Annotated in this window: 21 protein-coding genes; 19 read left to right on the top strand and 2 right to left on the bottom strand. The window is 31.2% G+C overall.

All coding sequences use genetic code 11. From position 1 onward, the window contains the following. Positions 1 to 41 precede the first annotated feature (41 nt). The 17 genes from ACZ451_RS05425 (at position 42) to ACZ451_RS05505 (ending at position 13,897) form a co-directional block, all read left to right on the top strand. Entirely contained in the window at positions 42 to 512 is a 471-nt protein-coding gene (locus ACZ451_RS05425; protein ID WP_464216081.1) for a hypothetical protein, read from the top strand. 207 nt (positions 513 to 719) lie between these two features. Further along, positions 720 to 1,271: a hypothetical protein gene (locus tag ACZ451_RS05430; RefSeq protein WP_464216082.1), complete on the top strand. Its 552-nt coding sequence runs from the start codon at positions 720 to 722 to the stop codon at positions 1,269 to 1,271. A gap of 154 nt (positions 1,272 to 1,425) precedes the next feature. After that, entirely contained in the window at positions 1,426 to 1,905 is a 480-nt protein-coding gene (locus tag ACZ451_RS05435; protein ID WP_464216083.1) for a hypothetical protein, read from the top strand. A 21-nt stretch (positions 1,906 to 1,926) separates the two neighbouring features. Further along, the gene (locus ACZ451_RS05440) at positions 1,927 to 2,586 is read left to right on the top strand and encodes a hypothetical protein (RefSeq protein WP_464216084.1); all 660 of its coding nucleotides are present in this window, start codon (positions 1,927 to 1,929) and stop codon (positions 2,584 to 2,586) included. A 92-nt stretch (positions 2,587 to 2,678) separates the two neighbouring features. After that, positions 2,679 to 3,167, top strand: coding sequence for a hypothetical protein (locus tag ACZ451_RS05445; protein WP_464216085.1), 489 nt, complete (start codon positions 2,679 to 2,681; stop codon positions 3,165 to 3,167). 56 nt (positions 3,168 to 3,223) lie between these two features. Beyond that, the gene (locus tag ACZ451_RS05450; RefSeq protein WP_464216086.1) at positions 3,224 to 4,018 is read left to right on the top strand and encodes a DUF1963 domain-containing protein; all 795 of its coding nucleotides are present in this window, start codon (positions 3,224 to 3,226) and stop codon (positions 4,016 to 4,018) included. A gap of 335 nt (positions 4,019 to 4,353) precedes the next feature. Further along, on the top strand, positions 4,354 to 4,701 hold the full coding sequence (locus ACZ451_RS05455) for a hypothetical protein (protein ID WP_464216087.1): 348 nt from the start codon (positions 4,354 to 4,356) through the stop codon (positions 4,699 to 4,701). Between the two features lie 244 nt (positions 4,702 to 4,945). After that, positions 4,946 to 5,335, top strand: a complete 390-nt coding sequence (locus tag ACZ451_RS05460; RefSeq protein WP_464216088.1) for a hypothetical protein — start codon at positions 4,946 to 4,948, stop codon at positions 5,333 to 5,335. Between the two features lie 12 nt (positions 5,336 to 5,347). Then, positions 5,348 to 6,271 (top strand): TolB family protein, encoded by a 924-nt coding sequence (locus ACZ451_RS05465; RefSeq protein WP_464216089.1) that lies wholly within the window; start codon positions 5,348 to 5,350, stop codon positions 6,269 to 6,271. Between the two features lie 159 nt (positions 6,272 to 6,430). Then, positions 6,431 to 6,820, top strand: coding sequence for a hypothetical protein (locus ACZ451_RS05470; protein ID WP_464216090.1), 390 nt, complete (start codon positions 6,431 to 6,433; stop codon positions 6,818 to 6,820). Positions 6,821 to 7,092: 272 nt separating this feature from the next. After that, positions 7,093 to 8,709: a glutamate synthase-related protein gene (locus tag ACZ451_RS05475; protein ID WP_464216091.1), complete on the top strand. Its 1,617-nt coding sequence runs from the start codon at positions 7,093 to 7,095 to the stop codon at positions 8,707 to 8,709. Between the two features lie 3 nt (positions 8,710 to 8,712). Beyond that, a complete protein-coding gene (locus tag ACZ451_RS05480) occupies positions 8,713 to 9,459 on the top strand; it encodes a hypothetical protein (RefSeq protein ID WP_464216092.1) in 747 nt (248 codons plus the stop codon). 51 nt (positions 9,460 to 9,510) lie between these two features. Then, positions 9,511 to 11,460, top strand: a complete 1,950-nt coding sequence (locus tag ACZ451_RS05485) for a thiamine pyrophosphate-binding protein (RefSeq protein WP_464216093.1) — start codon at positions 9,511 to 9,513, stop codon at positions 11,458 to 11,460. Position 11,461: 1 nt separating this feature from the next. Further along, positions 11,462 to 11,671, top strand: a complete 210-nt coding sequence (locus ACZ451_RS05490; RefSeq protein WP_464216094.1) for a hypothetical protein — start codon at positions 11,462 to 11,464, stop codon at positions 11,669 to 11,671. Between the two features lies 1 nt (position 11,672). Continuing rightward, positions 11,673 to 12,083 (top strand): hypothetical protein, encoded by a 411-nt coding sequence (locus tag ACZ451_RS05495; RefSeq protein ID WP_464216095.1) that lies wholly within the window; start codon positions 11,673 to 11,675, stop codon positions 12,081 to 12,083. Continuing rightward, the gene (locus tag ACZ451_RS05500) at positions 12,074 to 13,102 is read left to right on the top strand and encodes a Rieske 2Fe-2S domain-containing protein (RefSeq protein WP_464216096.1); all 1,029 of its coding nucleotides are present in this window, start codon (positions 12,074 to 12,076) and stop codon (positions 13,100 to 13,102) included. The genes ACZ451_RS05495 and ACZ451_RS05500 overlap by 10 nt, the downstream gene beginning before the upstream one ends. Before the next feature lie 3 nt (positions 13,103 to 13,105). Continuing rightward, positions 13,106 to 13,897, top strand: coding sequence for a hypothetical protein (locus tag ACZ451_RS05505; RefSeq protein WP_464216097.1), 792 nt, complete (start codon positions 13,106 to 13,108; stop codon positions 13,895 to 13,897). A 33-nt stretch (positions 13,898 to 13,930) separates the two neighbouring features. Here the strand turns inward: ACZ451_RS05505 and ACZ451_RS05510 are convergent, their stop codons facing one another. After that, positions 13,931 to 14,374, bottom strand: coding sequence for a GNAT family N-acetyltransferase (locus ACZ451_RS05510; RefSeq protein ID WP_464216098.1), 444 nt, complete (start codon positions 14,372 to 14,374; stop codon positions 13,931 to 13,933). A 64-nt stretch (positions 14,375 to 14,438) separates the two neighbouring features. Next, positions 14,439 to 14,870 carry an RpiB/LacA/LacB family sugar-phosphate isomerase gene (locus ACZ451_RS05515; protein WP_464216099.1) on the bottom strand — a complete coding sequence of 144 codons (432 nt, stop codon included), beginning with the start codon at positions 14,868 to 14,870 and terminating at the stop codon, positions 14,439 to 14,441. A 714-nt stretch (positions 14,871 to 15,584) separates the two neighbouring features. Between ACZ451_RS05515 and rnr the strand changes: the two genes are divergently transcribed. Together rnr and ACZ451_RS05525 are read left to right on the top strand one after the other, a co-directional pair. Further along, positions 15,585 to 17,777 (top strand): ribonuclease R, encoded by a 2,193-nt coding sequence (gene rnr / locus ACZ451_RS05520; RefSeq protein WP_464216100.1) that lies wholly within the window; start codon positions 15,585 to 15,587, stop codon positions 17,775 to 17,777. 97 nt (positions 17,778 to 17,874) lie between these two features. Further along, positions 17,875 to 18,555: a head GIN domain-containing protein gene (locus tag ACZ451_RS05525; protein ID WP_464216101.1), complete on the top strand. Its 681-nt coding sequence runs from the start codon at positions 17,875 to 17,877 to the stop codon at positions 18,553 to 18,555. The last annotated feature ends 109 nt before the right edge of the window (positions 18,556 to 18,664 follow it).

An 18,664-nucleotide genomic window follows, 5' to 3' on the forward strand; every position in this document is an offset into this window, starting at 1 on the left:
ATAGCCGAGACGTTGTAAAACATTTTACCAAATTTTCAATGATGTCAAACAAACTAATTTTAACAGCATTTTTAATTATTTTCACCAACCTAATGCAAAGCCAAACAACTACTCCTGAACTGAAAAAGCTACAATCCGAAATGATTGATTATGCAATCGAAATTGGAGAAATATTTGAGGTCAAACTAGATTACACGGATAAGTCGATAAAAAATGTAGAGAAAGTATTATCTGAAATTCACGCAGAATACAAACAGACTAAAAATGACGAGGGACTAAACGGAATTGCTATTCAGTTCGGTTTCTATATAATGGAGGTAATTGAACGTAACCACGGAAAAGGTTGGTTTGAACGAAATCATGAAAGTTTTGGCGAAAATTCATTTCCTTTTTATTGGAACGGAGGAACTTTATTCCCATTTGGTTGGTGCCAGAAACGAATTTTTGATGGAGAAGGCGACAATATTTGGACGAAATATCAAGTATTAGTTCTAGACAAGAAAGCGCAATAAAAACGTTTTACAACAAAACCTATGAACAATACGGGCTTAGGGCTTAACCGAAAGGTTAGCGTATTTTTATGAAGTCCGCAAAATCTTTGGGATTTTGCTCTGGACAAGAAAAAATAAATCAAAACAAAAAGATTTCGCTATGTGTGTGGCGGAAAGCAAACGCTAGTTTGCTCCCATACTGTTCATAGCTCAACCGTTGCCCACAATATGAGTGAACCACAAAAAACAATTACAATTCTTGAGCCTGATTTTATGGAAACTGAGATAATGTCCAAAAATAATATTGACTTTGTAAAAAACGAATTTATTGCTTTGGACGAGCTTGAAGACTATGAAGCTTGGTCATTAAAGGAATATAATTCCTATTTCGGAAAACGCCCAATCGGACAAAAGCCATATCCTACATTAGCACTCAATATCGATATGTCTGAGGTTATTAATTTATTATCATCTCTTAACATTCCTCAGTTTAAGTCTGTTTTGCCTTATTATGGAGGAGTGGAATACTCCTCCGAAATAGAAAATTCAATTGGATTTGGCGAATTAAGGAAAGGAATAATAATAACACCCGAAAATAAAATCGCTAAGTACATTTGGTTTGACTGTACAAATTGGAAAGATGCGCATAAGTCAAGCTTGTTGAACGGACTTTATGAGCTAGGCAAAAAATATGATATGATTTTAGTTCAGTGGTATACCCGAACAATTTATGATTTAACCAATTTTTCAGAAGTAAAGAATTTTTTGAACGGAAAATAAATACTGTGGGCAACAATGTATAAACGCAATTACGGCGGATTCGACTACGTCCGAATCCACTCGGAATTGCTAAAGCCTGTGTCAAACCGAAAATAATCGCTAATTTAACCCGTAACTGACGCTTATACTAGACGTTGTAAAACATTTAAACTGAATGAAAATAACATTAACAATAATTGCTGTAATCGGAATTGCTTTATTAATATTTTCCTGTACTAATAAGACCAAAAAACAAGAAAGTGAAACGATTACTATTGACCCAAACGAATTAATACCTGGACCGATTCAACACGAAGACTTAACTAAAGACCAACTGACAAAAATTAAATCGATTCACCAGACTTTTGAGGAAGTACATCCAATAAGTTTAGAGGAAACAATTACAAATTTTAAACGTGACCTCAATATTGATAAAGAAATTAATCTTTGGTTAAAAATGAAAGGAACATTTGAGAACGTTTTGAATGAAAAGCAGTATAAAAAAGTAGAAGAAAGAAAGGATGTGTTTAAAATTATTCCTATGAGAACTATGATGTCGAAAAATGAAGTGAAGAGTAATATTGAAATTAATGAGCTATCCGAAAATGATGCTGATTATATATTGAGTGAGTTTGAAAAACAAATGAATAAATAAAAACGTTTTACAAAAACCGAAATGAGACAAAATAGAAAAGAAACAGCTTGGAAAAAAAGTCGAAAATTCGGGGATGTAAAAGGCGGAAGAAAAAGACCGAAACTTGCAGATAATATTTTCAATCGACAACATAATTTTTCAGCACCAACTGAAAATGAAGAAACACCAATTTTTATAGTGGATAATTCATCAAGAGATTTATATTTCCCAGTAACAGTTGATGAAATTAAAGAGTTTTTAGAGAAATTACCATCTGAACACACGGAGAATCTGACTCATATATGGTTGAGAAAAATGACCAATAAAGAATATGAAAAAGAAGGAAGTTTTCAAGGTTGTTTCATTTGTGGTAGTGGAGTGAATTTAATTGTACTTTACCCATTTCCGACTGACTTAAAAATGGAATTTGGAAATAAAAAACCATCTAACAAAACACTAAAATGGTATTCTGACTACGAGCCTGAATTGATTCACTCAAAAGGAAATTGGACTTTAAAATGGACTGAAGAAAAAATTAAGAGATATTATTTAGAAAGCTTACTTCTTCACGAAATCGGACATCAAATGGATAGTATTTATCAGAGATATTGGAGTCCAAACTATAAAAAGCAAAGAGCAGAAAACTATGCTGATAATTTTGCCTATTACTGGGGAAATGAAATTAGAAACGAAATTGAATAAAAAAAACGATTTTACAACACTATGTATAGTGCATAGCTGCCCTGCGGGATAGCTACAACACCATACATTTAACGTTGGCAATAATTAAAAAAATGAATCAGATAAAAATTTATGTAAAAAAATTTATTACCATAGTATTTATCTATTCTATGACTACAGGTTGCTCTCATTTAAAGTCTACTATATATAAGAATGAAATTTTTGACCTTAAAAAAGAATCTTTAGAGTGGAAAAATATATATGATAAAACAAGTATCTTAGAAATACCTAAAATTAAGTCTAAGGATTCTGTTATATATTATTCCTCTACGGATAACCCAAACGACATAAAAGATATGACTGTTGAATATGACAGTAAATTACAAATTGATAAACTGATTCCAATTGTTTTATCTAAACTTAAAAAAAGAGGATTCAAAATAGAAGTTGGAAAAGTTAATTGTGGTGAATGGGCTTGGAGAAATATAACTGATGAAAATACGATAGAATATAACGGAAAATCACCGAAAGATGAATGTTTATTCCTTGAATTTACTGAAGGTGAAAATCTAGTAAAAGTAAAAGCTGGTATAGCTGATTAGTAATAATTAAAAAAACTAATGCCAACACTATATATAGCAAATATTGTGAGATGAATATGCAAAATAGTCAAATAGGAGAATTATTAGATTCATTTAAGCAGACTGCCTATAAACCAATTATCAATCAAGAAAATTGTGAACCCAAATTCTCTATCAATTCAAAATACAGGGGGTATCCTTATCTTCAAAATGTAAATGATTGGCCTGATTGTAATGTATGCGGTAAGTTAATGCCACTAATTTTCCAACTGAACTTATCAGATATTCCAGTTTTTAAACAAAAAGACTATTTAATTCAGTATTTTCAATGTGTCAATGCAAGTTTAGCTGGAACTCCTTGCGAGCTTGGTGATCATAAGATTAACAGTTCTTTACTTAGAAAAGTAAAAATCATTAATCCACCAGTCAAAGTATCCGTTAGTTTCGATCAAATATTTGATGCTAAAAGTAACTTTTCTGAACTTATTGTAGAAAAGATATCAACAGAAATGGAAATAATCGGATGGGAAGCTTTCGATGATTACCCAAGTCCAATTGATTTTGAAGATATGGTAGAATATATTGAATCTAAAATTGGGAAAGAAGTTTTGGGTTTTCTATACGATAATATTAAACGACTAGAGGAATTTGAAAACAAACAATGTAGTAATGAAGATAAATTATTTGGATATCCTTATTGGGATCAAACATCTTCATATCCCGATAAATCAGGTCAGACAATGAAATTGCTTTTTCAGATTCAAGGATTTTTAAGTTCTAATAGAAGTTCAATAGGATTCCAAGCTGGGAAAGTAGGAAAAGTATTTCAAAGTAAAGATTCAACAGATTTAATATTTACAACAGAATATTAAAACATTTGCTAACAAAATATATTAAAACGTATTTTAAACAAAACATTAGCACCTATTTGAGAAAATAAACTTTAATTAAATATCAACTTTCGAGAATAGAAAATTTGAATATATCAAAGAAATTAGTCAAGAATACTCTGATATATAAAGAGAAGGTTCTGAAATATTAAAAAAATATTTATATGCAATTTGTTATTTTTAAAAACCTTCATTAAAAAGGTTAAAGAAATTGTATTAAAAAAACAGCTAAGACTCAACAAACTATCTCTGGCAAGTCTCAGAGTATTTAAATCCTGATAATCAAGTAAACAGCGTTACTCATTAAAATAAAAAAGATGATACTACTAAAAATTTTTGATACAACAGTGCCATATATTGAGGTTGATCCTCGGTTTTTACATATCAGTGATGTACCTTTTGTTTTATTCGCTATAATTTGCCTTTTTGTAGCGTATTATAAAGTTAAAACTAGAAAGCAAGAAGATTATTTAGATACTAAATCATTAGAAGTAACCGAAAAATTTTATTTGAAAGACTATGATGTTTTGATACAACCCAAAAAAGACTATGATAAAACAACAATACCTCTACTAAATATACTTTCAAAAAAAGCCTTGAAAGAACTATTATTATGGATCGGATTAATTGTTTTTTATTATTTAATTTTTACTGGGAAAATATAAAATAAGACAAGGCTTAGTATTGTTCCACATATAAAAGACCACATTATCATTACAATATTTGAAGTATAATATATAAATGACATCCTCAACATTCATAAAAATATGTTTAAAAATTGTACGAGCCTTTTGGATTGTCGTAATAATTGGAGTCATTGGCATACTAGTATTAGTTGGGGTTACTTTGAATCAGATTCAGTATGATAATAATTTTGGCAGCTTTGAAATTCCAAAAAACCTATCTCATATGAAAAAGCCTGTAGAGGAATTTTCAAAAGCCCAAATAGATTCCTTAAAATCTGGAACTGAAAAACTAATTATTAGTGGAACCGGATATGGAGGCTATACTTTCTATTATTGGCATAAATCAGAACAAAAAGGGAAAATCTATATAAGAGGTTTTGAATCAGAAAGAGAAATAGAACTAATGGAAGAGGAATTACCTAAACGGACCGAAAAAACCATAAAAAAAATAGATAAAGCTTATCATTTGTTCTCTTCAAAAACTGTAATTTATGAAGGAACTTTTAAAAAATTTTACCCAGCAAGATTTGAACTATGGTTTGAATCTATAAATGGAAAAGAAAAATATAAACTAACCGAAGTTGAATATTTAATTGATGGTTGGGGTTTTTAAACCAAATACTAAATGAAACATATCGTAATCAAGTCTCTTTTCTGGTGTTTATTCACTCCACTTATAGTCTGTTCTCAGAAAGTAGACGACCGTTATAAATACTTAGAACAAAAACCGCCCTCTTTAAATCCAGAAATATTTGCTCCCGGTCTTATTTCTAAAAATACAGAATCGGAATTTGGTTCTGTTTTTAATAAGGATGCTACTGCTTTTTTCTATGGAGTAGATATCGGCGGAAGAACGGAAATAAGATATTCAGAACTCATAGAAAACAAGTGGAGCGAACCTAAAACGATCTTATCGCATGAAAAATATGGGTTTAATGATCCATTCCTTTCTCCAGATGAAAAGAGGTTATATTTTATCTCTCAAAGAACATTAGATGGTACAGAAGCCAAACAAGACCATGATATCTGGTATGTAGAAAAAGTGGGTAAGAAATGGTCAGAACCTATCAATGCGGGCTCTAACATTAATTCAAATAGAAATGAATATTATATGTCATTTACAGCAACAGGAACCATGTATTTTTCATCAAATAAAAGAGCCCAAGAGGAAAAACAGAACAGCTTTGACATATATTCTTCTAAATATATTGATGGAGAGTTTCAGAAAGCGATAGCGCTTAGTGATTCAATTAATACGCCTAATTATGAAGCTGATGTTTTTGTAGACCCAAAAGAAACGTATATTATTTTTTGTTCAAGACGATCTGAAGGCTTGGGTAGAGGTGATCTCTACATTAGTTTCAAGAATACAGATGAAACATGGACAAAGGCGATTAATATGGGAGATAAAATAAATACTAAAAACCATGAACTTTGTCCTTTTGTATCAAAAGATGGTAAGTATTTCTTCTATACCAGTAATCAAGATATTTACTGGGTAAGTTCAAAAATTATTGAAGAATTAAAAAAAACAGCTAAGACTCAATAAACTACCTCGGGCAAGTCTTGGCGCATTTAAATCTCGATTATCGAGTAAAATCATTTCCATGCATAAAGGATGACTACTCTTCTTATACTATACATTATAGCTAATTGTTCTTAATAATCTATTATTGTTACAATAATTCAAATGATTCGTCAATGATATATGCGGATCGTTATAATAGTTCTTTTAACTGGGGTTTTTAATCATGCTTTAGGTCAAAATTCAAATGATTCACTTTTTTATGGTGAATGGAAAGTGGAACATGTAGGTTATAAACAAGGAATAACTACAAATTGTTCTATTGAAATTAATCCTAAGAAATATGAAAACGAGTTGAAAAAAATTTATCTTGGAACTTCGGTAAAACTCTTAGATTCAAATTGTATTCAAGTTTTTACTTCAAAGGATAAAAACACCCAAGAATTAAATTTCCTTTTTGACATTCTTAATAATAGAGAATGGTCTGTTGAACAAGAAAATGGAAATACTGTAATTCGAATTAAAAAAAAAAGAAAAATTAGATCACTTTTCAATTCTAAGTTTAAACTATAAATTAATTATTGATTTTCTTAATGTGAAATTTATCCTAACAAAAAAGTAACTATCCACAGTGTCCAAAATCATCCGAAGATCTTAGCTGGTTTACTTCACATTTGTATCTTTTTATGACCTTGAACAAACACCATCAATTACAATTGAAAAAAGGTTCCTTTATTTACGTGATTTTTAAAATAAGGTTCTAATTTAGAAACAGTTAGTCATGGCTACCATTTTTGGTTCATCTAAAAAGATTGTAACTTACGTAAAATAAACCACTACGTAGTATGACAATTAAGAAAATTGAAATTGCAAAAGTCTCCAATTTACAAGAAAATCAACCTATACATGCATTAGTTAAAAACACCGATTTAGTCATTACAAAACACTCAAAAGGAATTTCGGTGCTCTACGGACGGTGTTTGCATAGGGGCGCTTTAATGGCAGATGGTTATGTAGATGGACATAACCTAATTTGTGGCGTTCATGGTTGGGATTATCGTGTAGATACTGGGGTTTCTGAATACAATAATAAAGAGGTTCTTCATAAATTTCAAGAATATATAGAAGGCGATTCACTTTTAGTGGATGAAAATGAAATTGCAGCTTTTGAAAATGCCCATCCACAGCCTTTTAATCGTGATGAGTATTTAGGTGCCTATGCCGATACACACCCTGAGGATGCAGAACCTTATACGGGTTATATAAAAGAGCTCGCACAAAATGGACTTAAAAATATAGGGCATCATGGTTTTTCTGCGTCTATGGGAGTCGATAGAAATACATTGCCAAAATGGAATGATATTCAATTTTTACCAGCGCAATTAGCAACAAGGCCTTTACTAGATCATGAAAATGTTACTACTAAGGTGGTTATTGGTCCTAATGCAAAAAAACCATTAGCATTAGATATTCCTCTTTTTGTAAGTGATATGAGTTTTGGTGCTTTATCTCGTGAAGCAAAAATAGCATTGAGTAAAGGAGCCCAACTAGCAGGTACAGGAATTTGTTCTGGTGAAGGCGGGATGCTACCTGATGAACAATCTAATAATTCAAAATACTTTTACGAGCTGGCTTCTGCACAATTTGGTTTTTCTTGGGATAAATTAGATAAGGTCCAGGCTTTTCATTTTAAAGCTGGTCAAGGTGCCAAAACAGGAACTGGAGGTCATTTACCCGGAAACAAGGTAAGTAAAGAAATTGCAGAAGTTCGTGGTTTAAAAGAAGGTGAAACGGCGATTTCTCCAGCGGCAAACCCTAATTTTCATACGGTTCAAGATTTTATAGATTTCTCAGAAAAAGTACGGGATCGTACCGGCGGAATTCCTATCGGTTTTAAAATAGCTGCTAGTCATATTGAAGCAGACATTCAATTTGCTTTAGATTGTGGTGCAGACTATATAATTCTGGATGGTAGAGGTGGCGGAACAGGATCTGCACCAACCATTTTACGCGATCATATAAATGTGCCTACTATTCCTGCACTAGCAAGAGCCAGAAAATATATGGATAAAGTTGGTGCAACAGGTATCAGTTTAATTATTACTGGAGGACTTAGGGTAGCAGAAGATTTTGCAAAGGCGATGATGCTTGGTGCAGATGCTATTGCTGTTTCTAACGCTGCTTTACAGGCAATTGGTTGTTTAGGAATGCGGGCTTGTGGAAGCAATAATTGCCCAGTTGGGATTGCCACTCAAAAAGAATCTTTACGAAGCAGATTAATAATAGAATCCTCTGCCAAGCAATTATACAATTATTTTAATGCCACAAACGACCTCATCAGAGTAGTAGCACGTGCTTGTGGATATGATGATATTTCAAAATTTAATCCAAACGATTTATCAACTTTTGATCGTGATATGCACCAACTAACAGGAATTAATTATGCAGGAGTTACACTTTAGCGTATGAAAACAACAATGCATATAGCTGCGCAATACCTTGCAACGGCAGCCATAAGTTTTATTCCTAAAAAGAATGACGACAGCCATACTAATTTAGGTTGGACCAACCATAGTCTTGAAACACATAAATTTCCTAACGGAGACCAACTAGGTTTAAATTATGAAAGCTTCTCTTTAGAATGGAAGCATCAAAACGGGAGTAAAGAATCCCTTCTTTTAAGTGAATCAACCCATAAAGAAATTAAAGATTGGATCTCTGAAACTAGTATTAATAGTGGTATAAAAAACCCGTATAAATATAAACTTCACTATAAACTTCCGTACGATGAGGTTACAGATGATAGTCGTTATACATTAACAAGTAAAAAAGAACTTAATACATTAATTAAACAAAGAGGTTTAGCGCAATATGTTATTGCTAGTATTTTAAAATCTAACGGATTTGATAGTGCCATTAGAATCTGGACTCATCATTTTGATACGGGTGCTTTTGTAACTTTAAGTAACAAGCTCTCCATTGGTATAGGTATGGCAATACCAGATGATTTAATCAACGATTTCTATTTTTATATCAGTGGTTATAAGGACAATGCTAGTATAGCTCTACAATTGTCAAATAACATTAATAAAGAAGCATATTACAATAATGGTTGGCAAGGTTTTGCAATGCCTATAAGTAAGCTTAATGAACAATCGGCAATTAATTTCTGCCAAGCAGCTATAAATACTTATTTAAATCAAGAACTATAATATTTGTTGGTATGATCGCACCTGCTACTTTTTTAATTTAAAGCAAAAATAATGGACAAAAAAATAATCTGGCATAAAGTATTATTAAACAAAAAAGAACTCCCTGAAGGTCGCGTTAAAACGGTTACAGCAGACCATAAAGGCATTTGTTTAACACATTATAACGGAAAGTTCTCCGCATTGGATAATAGATGTCCACATCAAGGAGGCCCATTAGGTGAAGGTTCTATTGAGAATGGTATGTTACGTTGCCCTTGGCACGGTTGGGATTATGATCCGTGTACGGGAAATTCTCCCGGAGGTCATGATGATGGTATTGATACATTTCCTGTAAAAGAAGAAGGTGATGCTATTTATGTTGGTTTAGAAGAAGAGCCTGCCCATAAAACTACGGTTTCTGATATTATGGTAGAAACCATGGTAAATTGGGGAGTAACTAAAGTCTTCGGAATGGTTGGCCACTCAAATCTTGGTTTTGCAGATGCTATGCGGCGCCAAGAAGGAAAAGGAAATCTTAATTTTTATGGCATTCGCCATGAAGGTGCTGCTTCATTTGCTGCTTCTGCATACGGAAAATTAACGGGTACACCTGCTGCTTGTTTTTCTATTGCTGGTCCAGGAGCCACCAATATGTATACAGGGCTTTGGGATGCAAAAGTAGACCGTGCTCCTATTCTAGCACTAACAGGTCAGGTAAAAACACAAGTTGTTGGTACCGGAAATTTCCAAGAAGTAGATTTAGTACAAGGTTTTAATACTGTTGCCGAATTTAACCAACGTGTTCAAAGTGATAGTCAACATGCAGAGTTAATGTCATTAGCCATAAAACACGCTATTTTAAAACGAGATGTGTCTCACTTAACATTTCCAGATGAAGTGCAAGAACAACTGGCAAAGCCTAATGCCAAAGTGCAAACTCCTGAAAAACGAATGACATCTTTAGAAATTGCACCTCCAATAGAGGTTGTAAACGAAGCCATATCATTACTAAAAAAAGCAAAACGACCCGTTATTATTATGGGTCATGGCGCAAGAGAACATAAAAAAGCAGTAGTGAAATTTGCTGAAAGCTTAAACGCAGCTGTAGTTACTACGTTTAAAGGTAAAGGGCTTATTCCAGACAATCATCCGCTTGGTGGTGGCGTTTTAGGACGAAGCGGAACACCCATTGCTTCATGGTTTATGAATGAAGCCGATTTATTAATTGTTTTTGGCGCATCGTTTTCTAATCATACCGGAATTACGCCAAAGAAACCAATTATTCAAATAGACTTTGATCCTTTAGCATTAAGTAAATTTCATAAAGTTGAAGTAGCTGTTTGGGGTGAAATTTCCCGAACATTAGCCATTTTTAATGCAGAATTAAAAGGACATATACATACTACAGATCAACGTAAAGAAATTGCTGCTCGCTGGGACATCTGGAAAGCTGAAAAAACAAAGCGTTTATTAGAAAGGTCCGCTAATGGTATAAGCTCTATCGCTGTTTTTGAAACAATGAATAAACTAACGCCAGAAAATGCGGTTATGTGTGTTGATGTAGGTAATAATGCCTATTCTTTTGGTCGTTATTTTGAACCAAAAAACCAAGATTTTTTAATGTCTGGTTATTTAGGTTCTATTGGCTTTGCTTTACCTGCAGCTATTGGCGCTTGGGCAGCAGTTGGAGATTCTAGACCAGTAATTGCTGTTGCAGGCGATGGCGGTTTATGCCAATATTTAGCAGAAATCACTACACTTGTTAAATACAATATGCCCGTAAAATTGATTGTTTTAAACAATCATGAATTAGGTAAAATATCTAAAGAACAACGTGCTGGCGAATTTGATGTTTGGAAAACATCTTTATCTAATCCTAATTTTGCTGAGTTTGCACAATCATGTGGTGCTTGGGGAAAGCGTGTTGATAAACACGAAGATTTAGAAGCTGCAATGCAAGAATTATACAAACAACCAAAAGCTGGTGTTTTAGAAATAATAACCGATGTTAACCTTATTTAATATGGAAATCACAATCAACTTATTTTTAGGAATACTAGGCACTTATTTTTTAATAGGGCTTCTCTTCGGGATTTTCTTTTTACTAAAAGCGCCTAAAATAGACCCTTTGATGGCAGGCACAAAAAAGAAAGTACGTTTCTTATTATTTCCAGGCATAGTTGCAACATGGCCTTTTTTAATTGGTAAATTATTCAACTCTAAAACGGCTTAGTATGACTTCTGGACAACGAAAAGCACATACATACATTTGGTTAGTAATTGCAATTACTGTTCCCCTAATCATGGCTTTTGCTATTAAAGATTTGGTTGTTTTATCTCCAATAAATGATGATGTTTCTAACGAAATACCTTCCAAAGAAAAAGTATTAAACGTTTTTGAAAACGATCTAATTAAAGCCTCTTTATTTGAAAAGCATATAGAGCTTATTTTAAAAGCATCTTTAAAAAACCCTTCTTCAGTAGTATACCAAATGAATGCTGACGGAGAAAAATCTGATCTTATTGGGCAGTTAACAACCACTGGTATTTATAAATTCAACATAAACAGCCAACCTAAAGGAATTATTGTTTTTGATGAATTAAAAAAAGAGGAGATCACTAAATTTTCATTTAAATGGGATTAGATTATCAATTGGTACTTTGGAATAAGTACAAAAAAAAATACGATAAAATTATTGCATGTAGCATGTTGTTTTATATCATACTATTTGCTGTAATAACACTTGTTTTTAATGCTGAAACGACTATTGAAACATTAATTATTAGAGCATTTGGGTCTTTGGCAATTATTATGCTTCATATTATTTTAATTATTGGACCTTTAGCTAGGTTAAACACCAATTTTTTACCCATACTCTATAACCGAAGGCATTTAGGGGTAAGTATGTTTATTGCTGCTTTTATTCATGGTGGTTTTTCTATATTCCAATTTCATGCCTTAGGGAATATAAATCCCATATACTCGCTTTTTACCTCAAATATGGATTATGGTTCTCTTACTAATTTTCCTTTCCAAGTTTTAGGTTTCCTTGCTTTGCTCATCTTATTTGTAATGGCCTCTACAAGTCATGATTTTTTTCTAGGAAACCTATCCGCTAAAATATGGAAGCGTCTTCATATGATGGTTTACTTAGCATATGCTTTAATCATTGCACATGTTTTTTTAGGTGCTTTTCAGCAAGAAACATCACTTTTTACTATTGGTCTTTTAATCACTGGTTTTATACTTGTAGTAAGTTTACATCTAATTACTGCTTTTAAGGAACAAAAAGTTGACAATACTAAAGCTGTTGAAAAAGAAGGGTGGTTAGAAGTCTGTACTATTTCGGAAATTGAAGAAAATAAAGCTAAAATATTTACTGTTGACAAAGAGAGAGTTGCTATTTTTAAATACGATGGAAAATTGTCTGCCGTTCATAATGTGTGTAAACATCAAGGTGGACCTTTAGGTGAAGGTAAAATAATTGACGGTTGTATTACCTGTCCTTGGCATGGTTATCAATATTTACCAAATAACGGACAATCACCACCTCCATTCACAGAAAAAGTAAAGACTTATGAATTAAAGTTAAAAGGTGAAATGGTCTACATTAATCCAAAAGCATTTGAAGAAGGTACTGAAGTTAATCCCTGTAAAATCTAAATGATGAAAAAAAACAATGAATTTTTTGTATCTTATATTGAGGGTAGTCTAGGACCTAAAACCAAGCTTACTTTAAAGCGATTTACGATAACGGCAATCCTTTTAATTGTAATTGGAGCACTATGCTTCAGTTTTTCTCAAAAACCTTTTAAAAATAGTGTTTTTGACCTAGCAGATACCGCTAAAATTACTGGAACCTATCATGAATATCCTTATCCTATGCTTCGTGTAGAAGTTGCGGATCATACCTTTAAAAATATCCTCCTTTTGGGTTTTGGAAAATTTAGTGCTAATCCTTATTTGGAAAAGCTTCGAAAAAAAGAAAAAGATTTAAACGGTAAGGCAATTACTATTGAAGGAAATTTAATTTACTATAATGGTAAAACACTAATTCAAATTGATGATGATGAAAAAATAACTTTAGCCAATAATACAAAAAGCCAATTACCAACTAAAAAACAAATTAGTACCATGACTTTAGAAGGTGAAATCATAGATCCTAAATGCTATTTTGGAGTTATGAAGCCTGGAAAAGGAAAAATACATAGAAGTTGTGCTGTACTATGTATTTCTGGAGGAATACCACCTGTATTAGCAACCACAGATCATAATAATATGTCTCCATATTTTCTTTTAACCAATATGAAAGGTGAACCAATAAACTCGGATGTTATCCCATATATAGGAAAACCTTCTAAAATTACAGGAGTAGTAGAAAAAATAGATGATTGGTACCTTATGAAAATTAAGGTGTCTGATATTGTAGCGTTAGATAAAAAATCATCTATTTATTAAATAAAAAATAACTAGAGTATTTACCACAAATAATTAACCCCTCTCCATCCCAATATGCGGAATACCATCTTCTAAATAGTCCTCACCAACTTGTTTAAAACCTAATGAATTGTAAAAGTTTAGCAAGTACTTTTGTGCAGATATATGAATTTTAGTTTCTTTAAACTGTTCTTCAATAACTTTTATAGAACGTTCCATAATTAGATAACCATATTTATGCTTCCGTTCTTTTTCTACTACTACTACTCTACCAATGCTCGCAAAATCAAAATAATCTCCCGCTTTAAAAAGTCTGGTATAAGCAACAACTTTATCCTCTTTACAACCTATTACATGTACTGCTTTTTGGTCTTTATCATCAATATCTTGATATACACAGTCTTGCTCTACTACAAAAACTTCACTTCTTAATTGTAAAATAGCATATAGCTCATCCGTAGTTAATTCTTGAAATGTTTTTACCTTAATTTCTAACATTTTAAGATTGTTTTCCAACACGAAAAATAATTTGTTTACTATTTAAATTTCTATTATTAAATAATTATGAGCAAGGTATTTTTTCTACTCTTCGCTCATGTCTACCACCTTCAAAATTGGTATTTAAAAATGTTTTTACCATTTCTAAAGCTTGTGGTAAAGAAATAAAACGTGCAGGTAAACTTAATATATTAGCATCATTATGTTGCCTTGCTAAGGCAACAATTTCTTTTGTCCAACATAAAGCAGAACGTACTTTTTGATGTTTATTAGCGGTAATAGAAGCACCATTTCCACTACCACATATAATAATTCCAAAAGCTACCGTATTATCTTCAACATCTTTAGCAACAGGATGTACAAAATCTGGATAATCTACGCTATCACTACCATCTGTACCATGGTTAATTACTTCTATCTGTAAAGATTTTAATAAACCTACAATAGCTAATTTATAATCTGTACCAGCATGGTCATTTCCTATTGCAATTTTCATAATTATGGTTTTTACTTTAGTTAACACTACAAATGTACAAATACCTGTAGTTTCACAACACATTTTGGCTTGTTAACAACAATTAATTAGAATTTAAGCAAAAATACTGTTACTTAGCATATTAGTATTTTATATAAATTGTTAATAAACTACTCAAAAAAAGTATTAAATAAATTTTGTTTTTCTCTCCAAAAATTGCTTTACAAAACGAAATGATACAAAACTGAAAAATTTCTAAAAGAATACGATAAAGATATTAAACAGGTATTCTTAGAAATTAACACTAAATTTGTATTTAGTTATTAAACAATTCATGTTTATAATACTTATTAAGATACGTTAATAAGCTATTTAATATCCTGATATTGAACTAAAAACTTGTTGTATAAATTGTAAACAAAAACAATATTATGTTCAAAACAAGTATTTCTGCTTTTAGTTATTGCTATTATTAACATACTATAATAATCACCATTTTTTTAAATTAATAGAAAAAGAAAAATATATAAATAATATACTTGTTTATAAGTAAACAACTTTAAAGAAAACCAATATGGTTTTTAATTGAAAAATAAATTAGAATGATGAGGTGAACCTCAAAGTATTTAAATCTCGATTATCGAGTTAAAACAAGATTAAGATTTTATGAGTTTATAAGACAACTTATTTGTAATGGATTATAATTTGTAATTTCCCACAAAATAAAAAGAATTAATGTCGAAGAAAAAAAGACGGTCAGATAACAATAGAAAAAATGAAATGACCAAAGGTATCTTTACAGTTTTAGAAAAAGAGCCCAAAAAAAGTTTTAATTACAAGCAAATAGCAGCTAAAATAGGTGTTGAAAATGCTAACGATAGAAACACCTTAATTAAAAAATTAGTACAATTAAAAGAAAAAAGAAGAATTGTAGAAGAAAGTCCAGGAAAATATAAAGCAATTAAAACTACAAAAACCTACCATACTGGTACTGTAGATTTAACAGGTAGAGGTAATGCTTATATTATTGTAGAAGGTATAGATGATGATGTTTTTATACCATTTAATAAATTAAAAAAAGCGTTTCATAAAGATACTGTAGAGGTATATATTTATCCCAGAAGAAAAGGTAAAAAGTTAGAAGGAGAAATTACAAAAGTTGTAACACGTAATAAAACAGCTTTTGTAGGTATTGTAGATATGCAAAAAGGTTTTGCTTTTATAAGACCATCAGATTTTAGAATGTATAAAGATATTTTTGTTTCTAAAAATGACATTGGTAAAGCAGAAGATGGAGATAAAGTAATTGTTGAATTTACAGGTTGGCCAGATGGTGAATCTTCCCCAATAGGAAAAATTACTCAAATATTAGGAAAACCAGGAGAACATAATACAGAAATACACTCAATTTTAGCAGAATATGGTTTGCCATATGAGTTTCCTGTAGAAGTAGAACAGTATGCAAACCTATTAGATACTACTATAAAACCAGAAGAAATAGCAAAGCGTAGAGATATGCGAGATACGCTAACCTTTACCATAGATCCTAAAGATGCTAAAGATTTTGATGATGCTTTGTCTTTTGAAGTTTTAGAAAATGGAAATTATGAAATAGGAGTGCATATTGCTGATGTATCTCATTATTTAACACCAGATACTGTAATGGATGATGAAGCGTATCAAAGAGCAACATCTGTTTATTTAGTGGATAGAGTGGTTCCTATGTTACCAGAGATTTTATCTAATAATGCATGCTCTTTAAGACCGCATGAAGAAAAGTATACTTTTTCTGCCATTTTTGAAATAGATAAAAATGCGAATATAAAAAACCAGTGGTTTGGAAGAACGGTTATCAATTCTAATGAACGCTTTGCTTACGAAGAGGCACAACATATTATAGAGACAGGATCAGCTACTATACCAAAGGAAATATCGATTAGAGAAGGAGAATATAGTGTTAGTAATGATGTGGTAAATGCGACTTTAAAATTAGATGAATTAGCAAAAATTATGCGTTCTAGAAGAATGAATGATGGTGCTATTTCTTTTGATAAAGTAGAGGTTCGTTTTCATTTAAACGACAAAGCAGAACCAGAAAGTGTCTATTTTAAGGAATCTAAAGATGCTAATAAACTAATAGAAGAATTTATGTTATTAGCAAATAAAAAAGTAGCAGAATTTATAGGGAAACAAAAACCAGAAAAAACATTTGTATATCGAATACATGATGAGCCTAATGAAGAAAAATTAATAGCCTTACATGGCATTGTTTCTCGTTTTGGGCATAAGCTAGACTTTAGAGATAAAAATACAATTAGTGCTTCTTTAAACAAGTTATTAGAAGATGTAAAGGGTAAGGGAGAACAAAATATGGTAGATACCCTTGCGATACGAAGTATGAGTAAAGCAGTTTATACTACCGATAATATTGGGCATTACGGATTAGCATTTGAATATTATAGTCATTTTACGTCGCCAATACGTAGGTATCCAGATGTTATGGTACACCGTTTATTACAGCATTATTTAGATGGCGGAAAAACTGCAAATGCAGAAGCATATGAAGAAAAATGTAAGCACTCTTCCAATATGGAAGGGCTTGCAGCTAATGCAGAAAGAGATTCTATTAAGTATATGCAGATTAAATTTATGCAAGACCATCAAGACAAAGAATTTGTTGGTGTAATTTCTGGAGTTACAGAATGGGGCATTTATGTAGAAATTATAGAAAATAAATGCGAAGGTATGGTAAGAATTAGCGATATTAGAGGAGATTATTATAATTTTGATGAAAAAGAGTATGCTATTATAGGTGAAAAAACCAAAAATGTATACAGATTAGGAGATGAAGTTGTAGTGATGGTAAAAAATACCGACTTAGTTAAAAGACATTTAGATTTTTCACTAATAAATAAAGTAGAGAACTAACTTTATATTATATCAAATAATTTATTTACTAGTGAATAGAATTGAGATTTTATAAGTAAAAATTTATTTATAGAACGCTTAACCTAAAAACTAAAAAATGAAACAATTATATGTATTTATTTTAGTGCTTTTTATTTCTGTGAATGTACAGTCGCAAGAAGAAAAAGTGATTAAAGAATTACAACCTTTTACAACTATAAAAGGTTTTGATGGGCTTTCTATAAAATTGATTAAGTCTGATGTTAATAGAGCAATAATTACTGGAGTAAATACAAAAAGCGTAGCTATTGTTAATAATAAAGGCGTGCTAAAATTAAGAATGAAGATTAATAAAATCTTCAGTGGTTATAGAACATTTATAACATTATATTATACCGAAGATTTAGTAGTAATTGATGTAAATGAGGATGCACATATATCCAATGAAAATGTAATTGAACAAAATATATTAGAATTAAAAGCACAAGAAGGTGGAGAACTAGAGATAAATGCTCAAGTAGAGCAATTATTAATAAAAACAGTAACAGGAGGTGTTATAAAAACAAAAGGCTTTTCTGATAACCAAGATATTATTATTAATACTGGAGGAATTTACCAAGGAAAAAATTTTAAAACTAGTTTTACTACTGTAAATGTAAATGCAGGTTCTAAAGCAGAAATATATGCTATAGATTATGTAAAAGCTAGTGTAAAAGCAGGTGGTGAAGTTTTAGTCTATGGAGATCCAGCAAAAATGGATGAAAAAACTGTTTTTGGAGGAAAAGTGACAAGGATGTAATTATAAATAATTTTATAAGTAACTATAATATATTATAAACTAGCTCTAAATAATTAAATCTTAGATTTTAGAAATGAACTTTAGTATATCATTAAAAATTTTATAAGTT

It is taken from the genome of Allocellulophaga tsushimaensis, assembly GCF_055383085.1.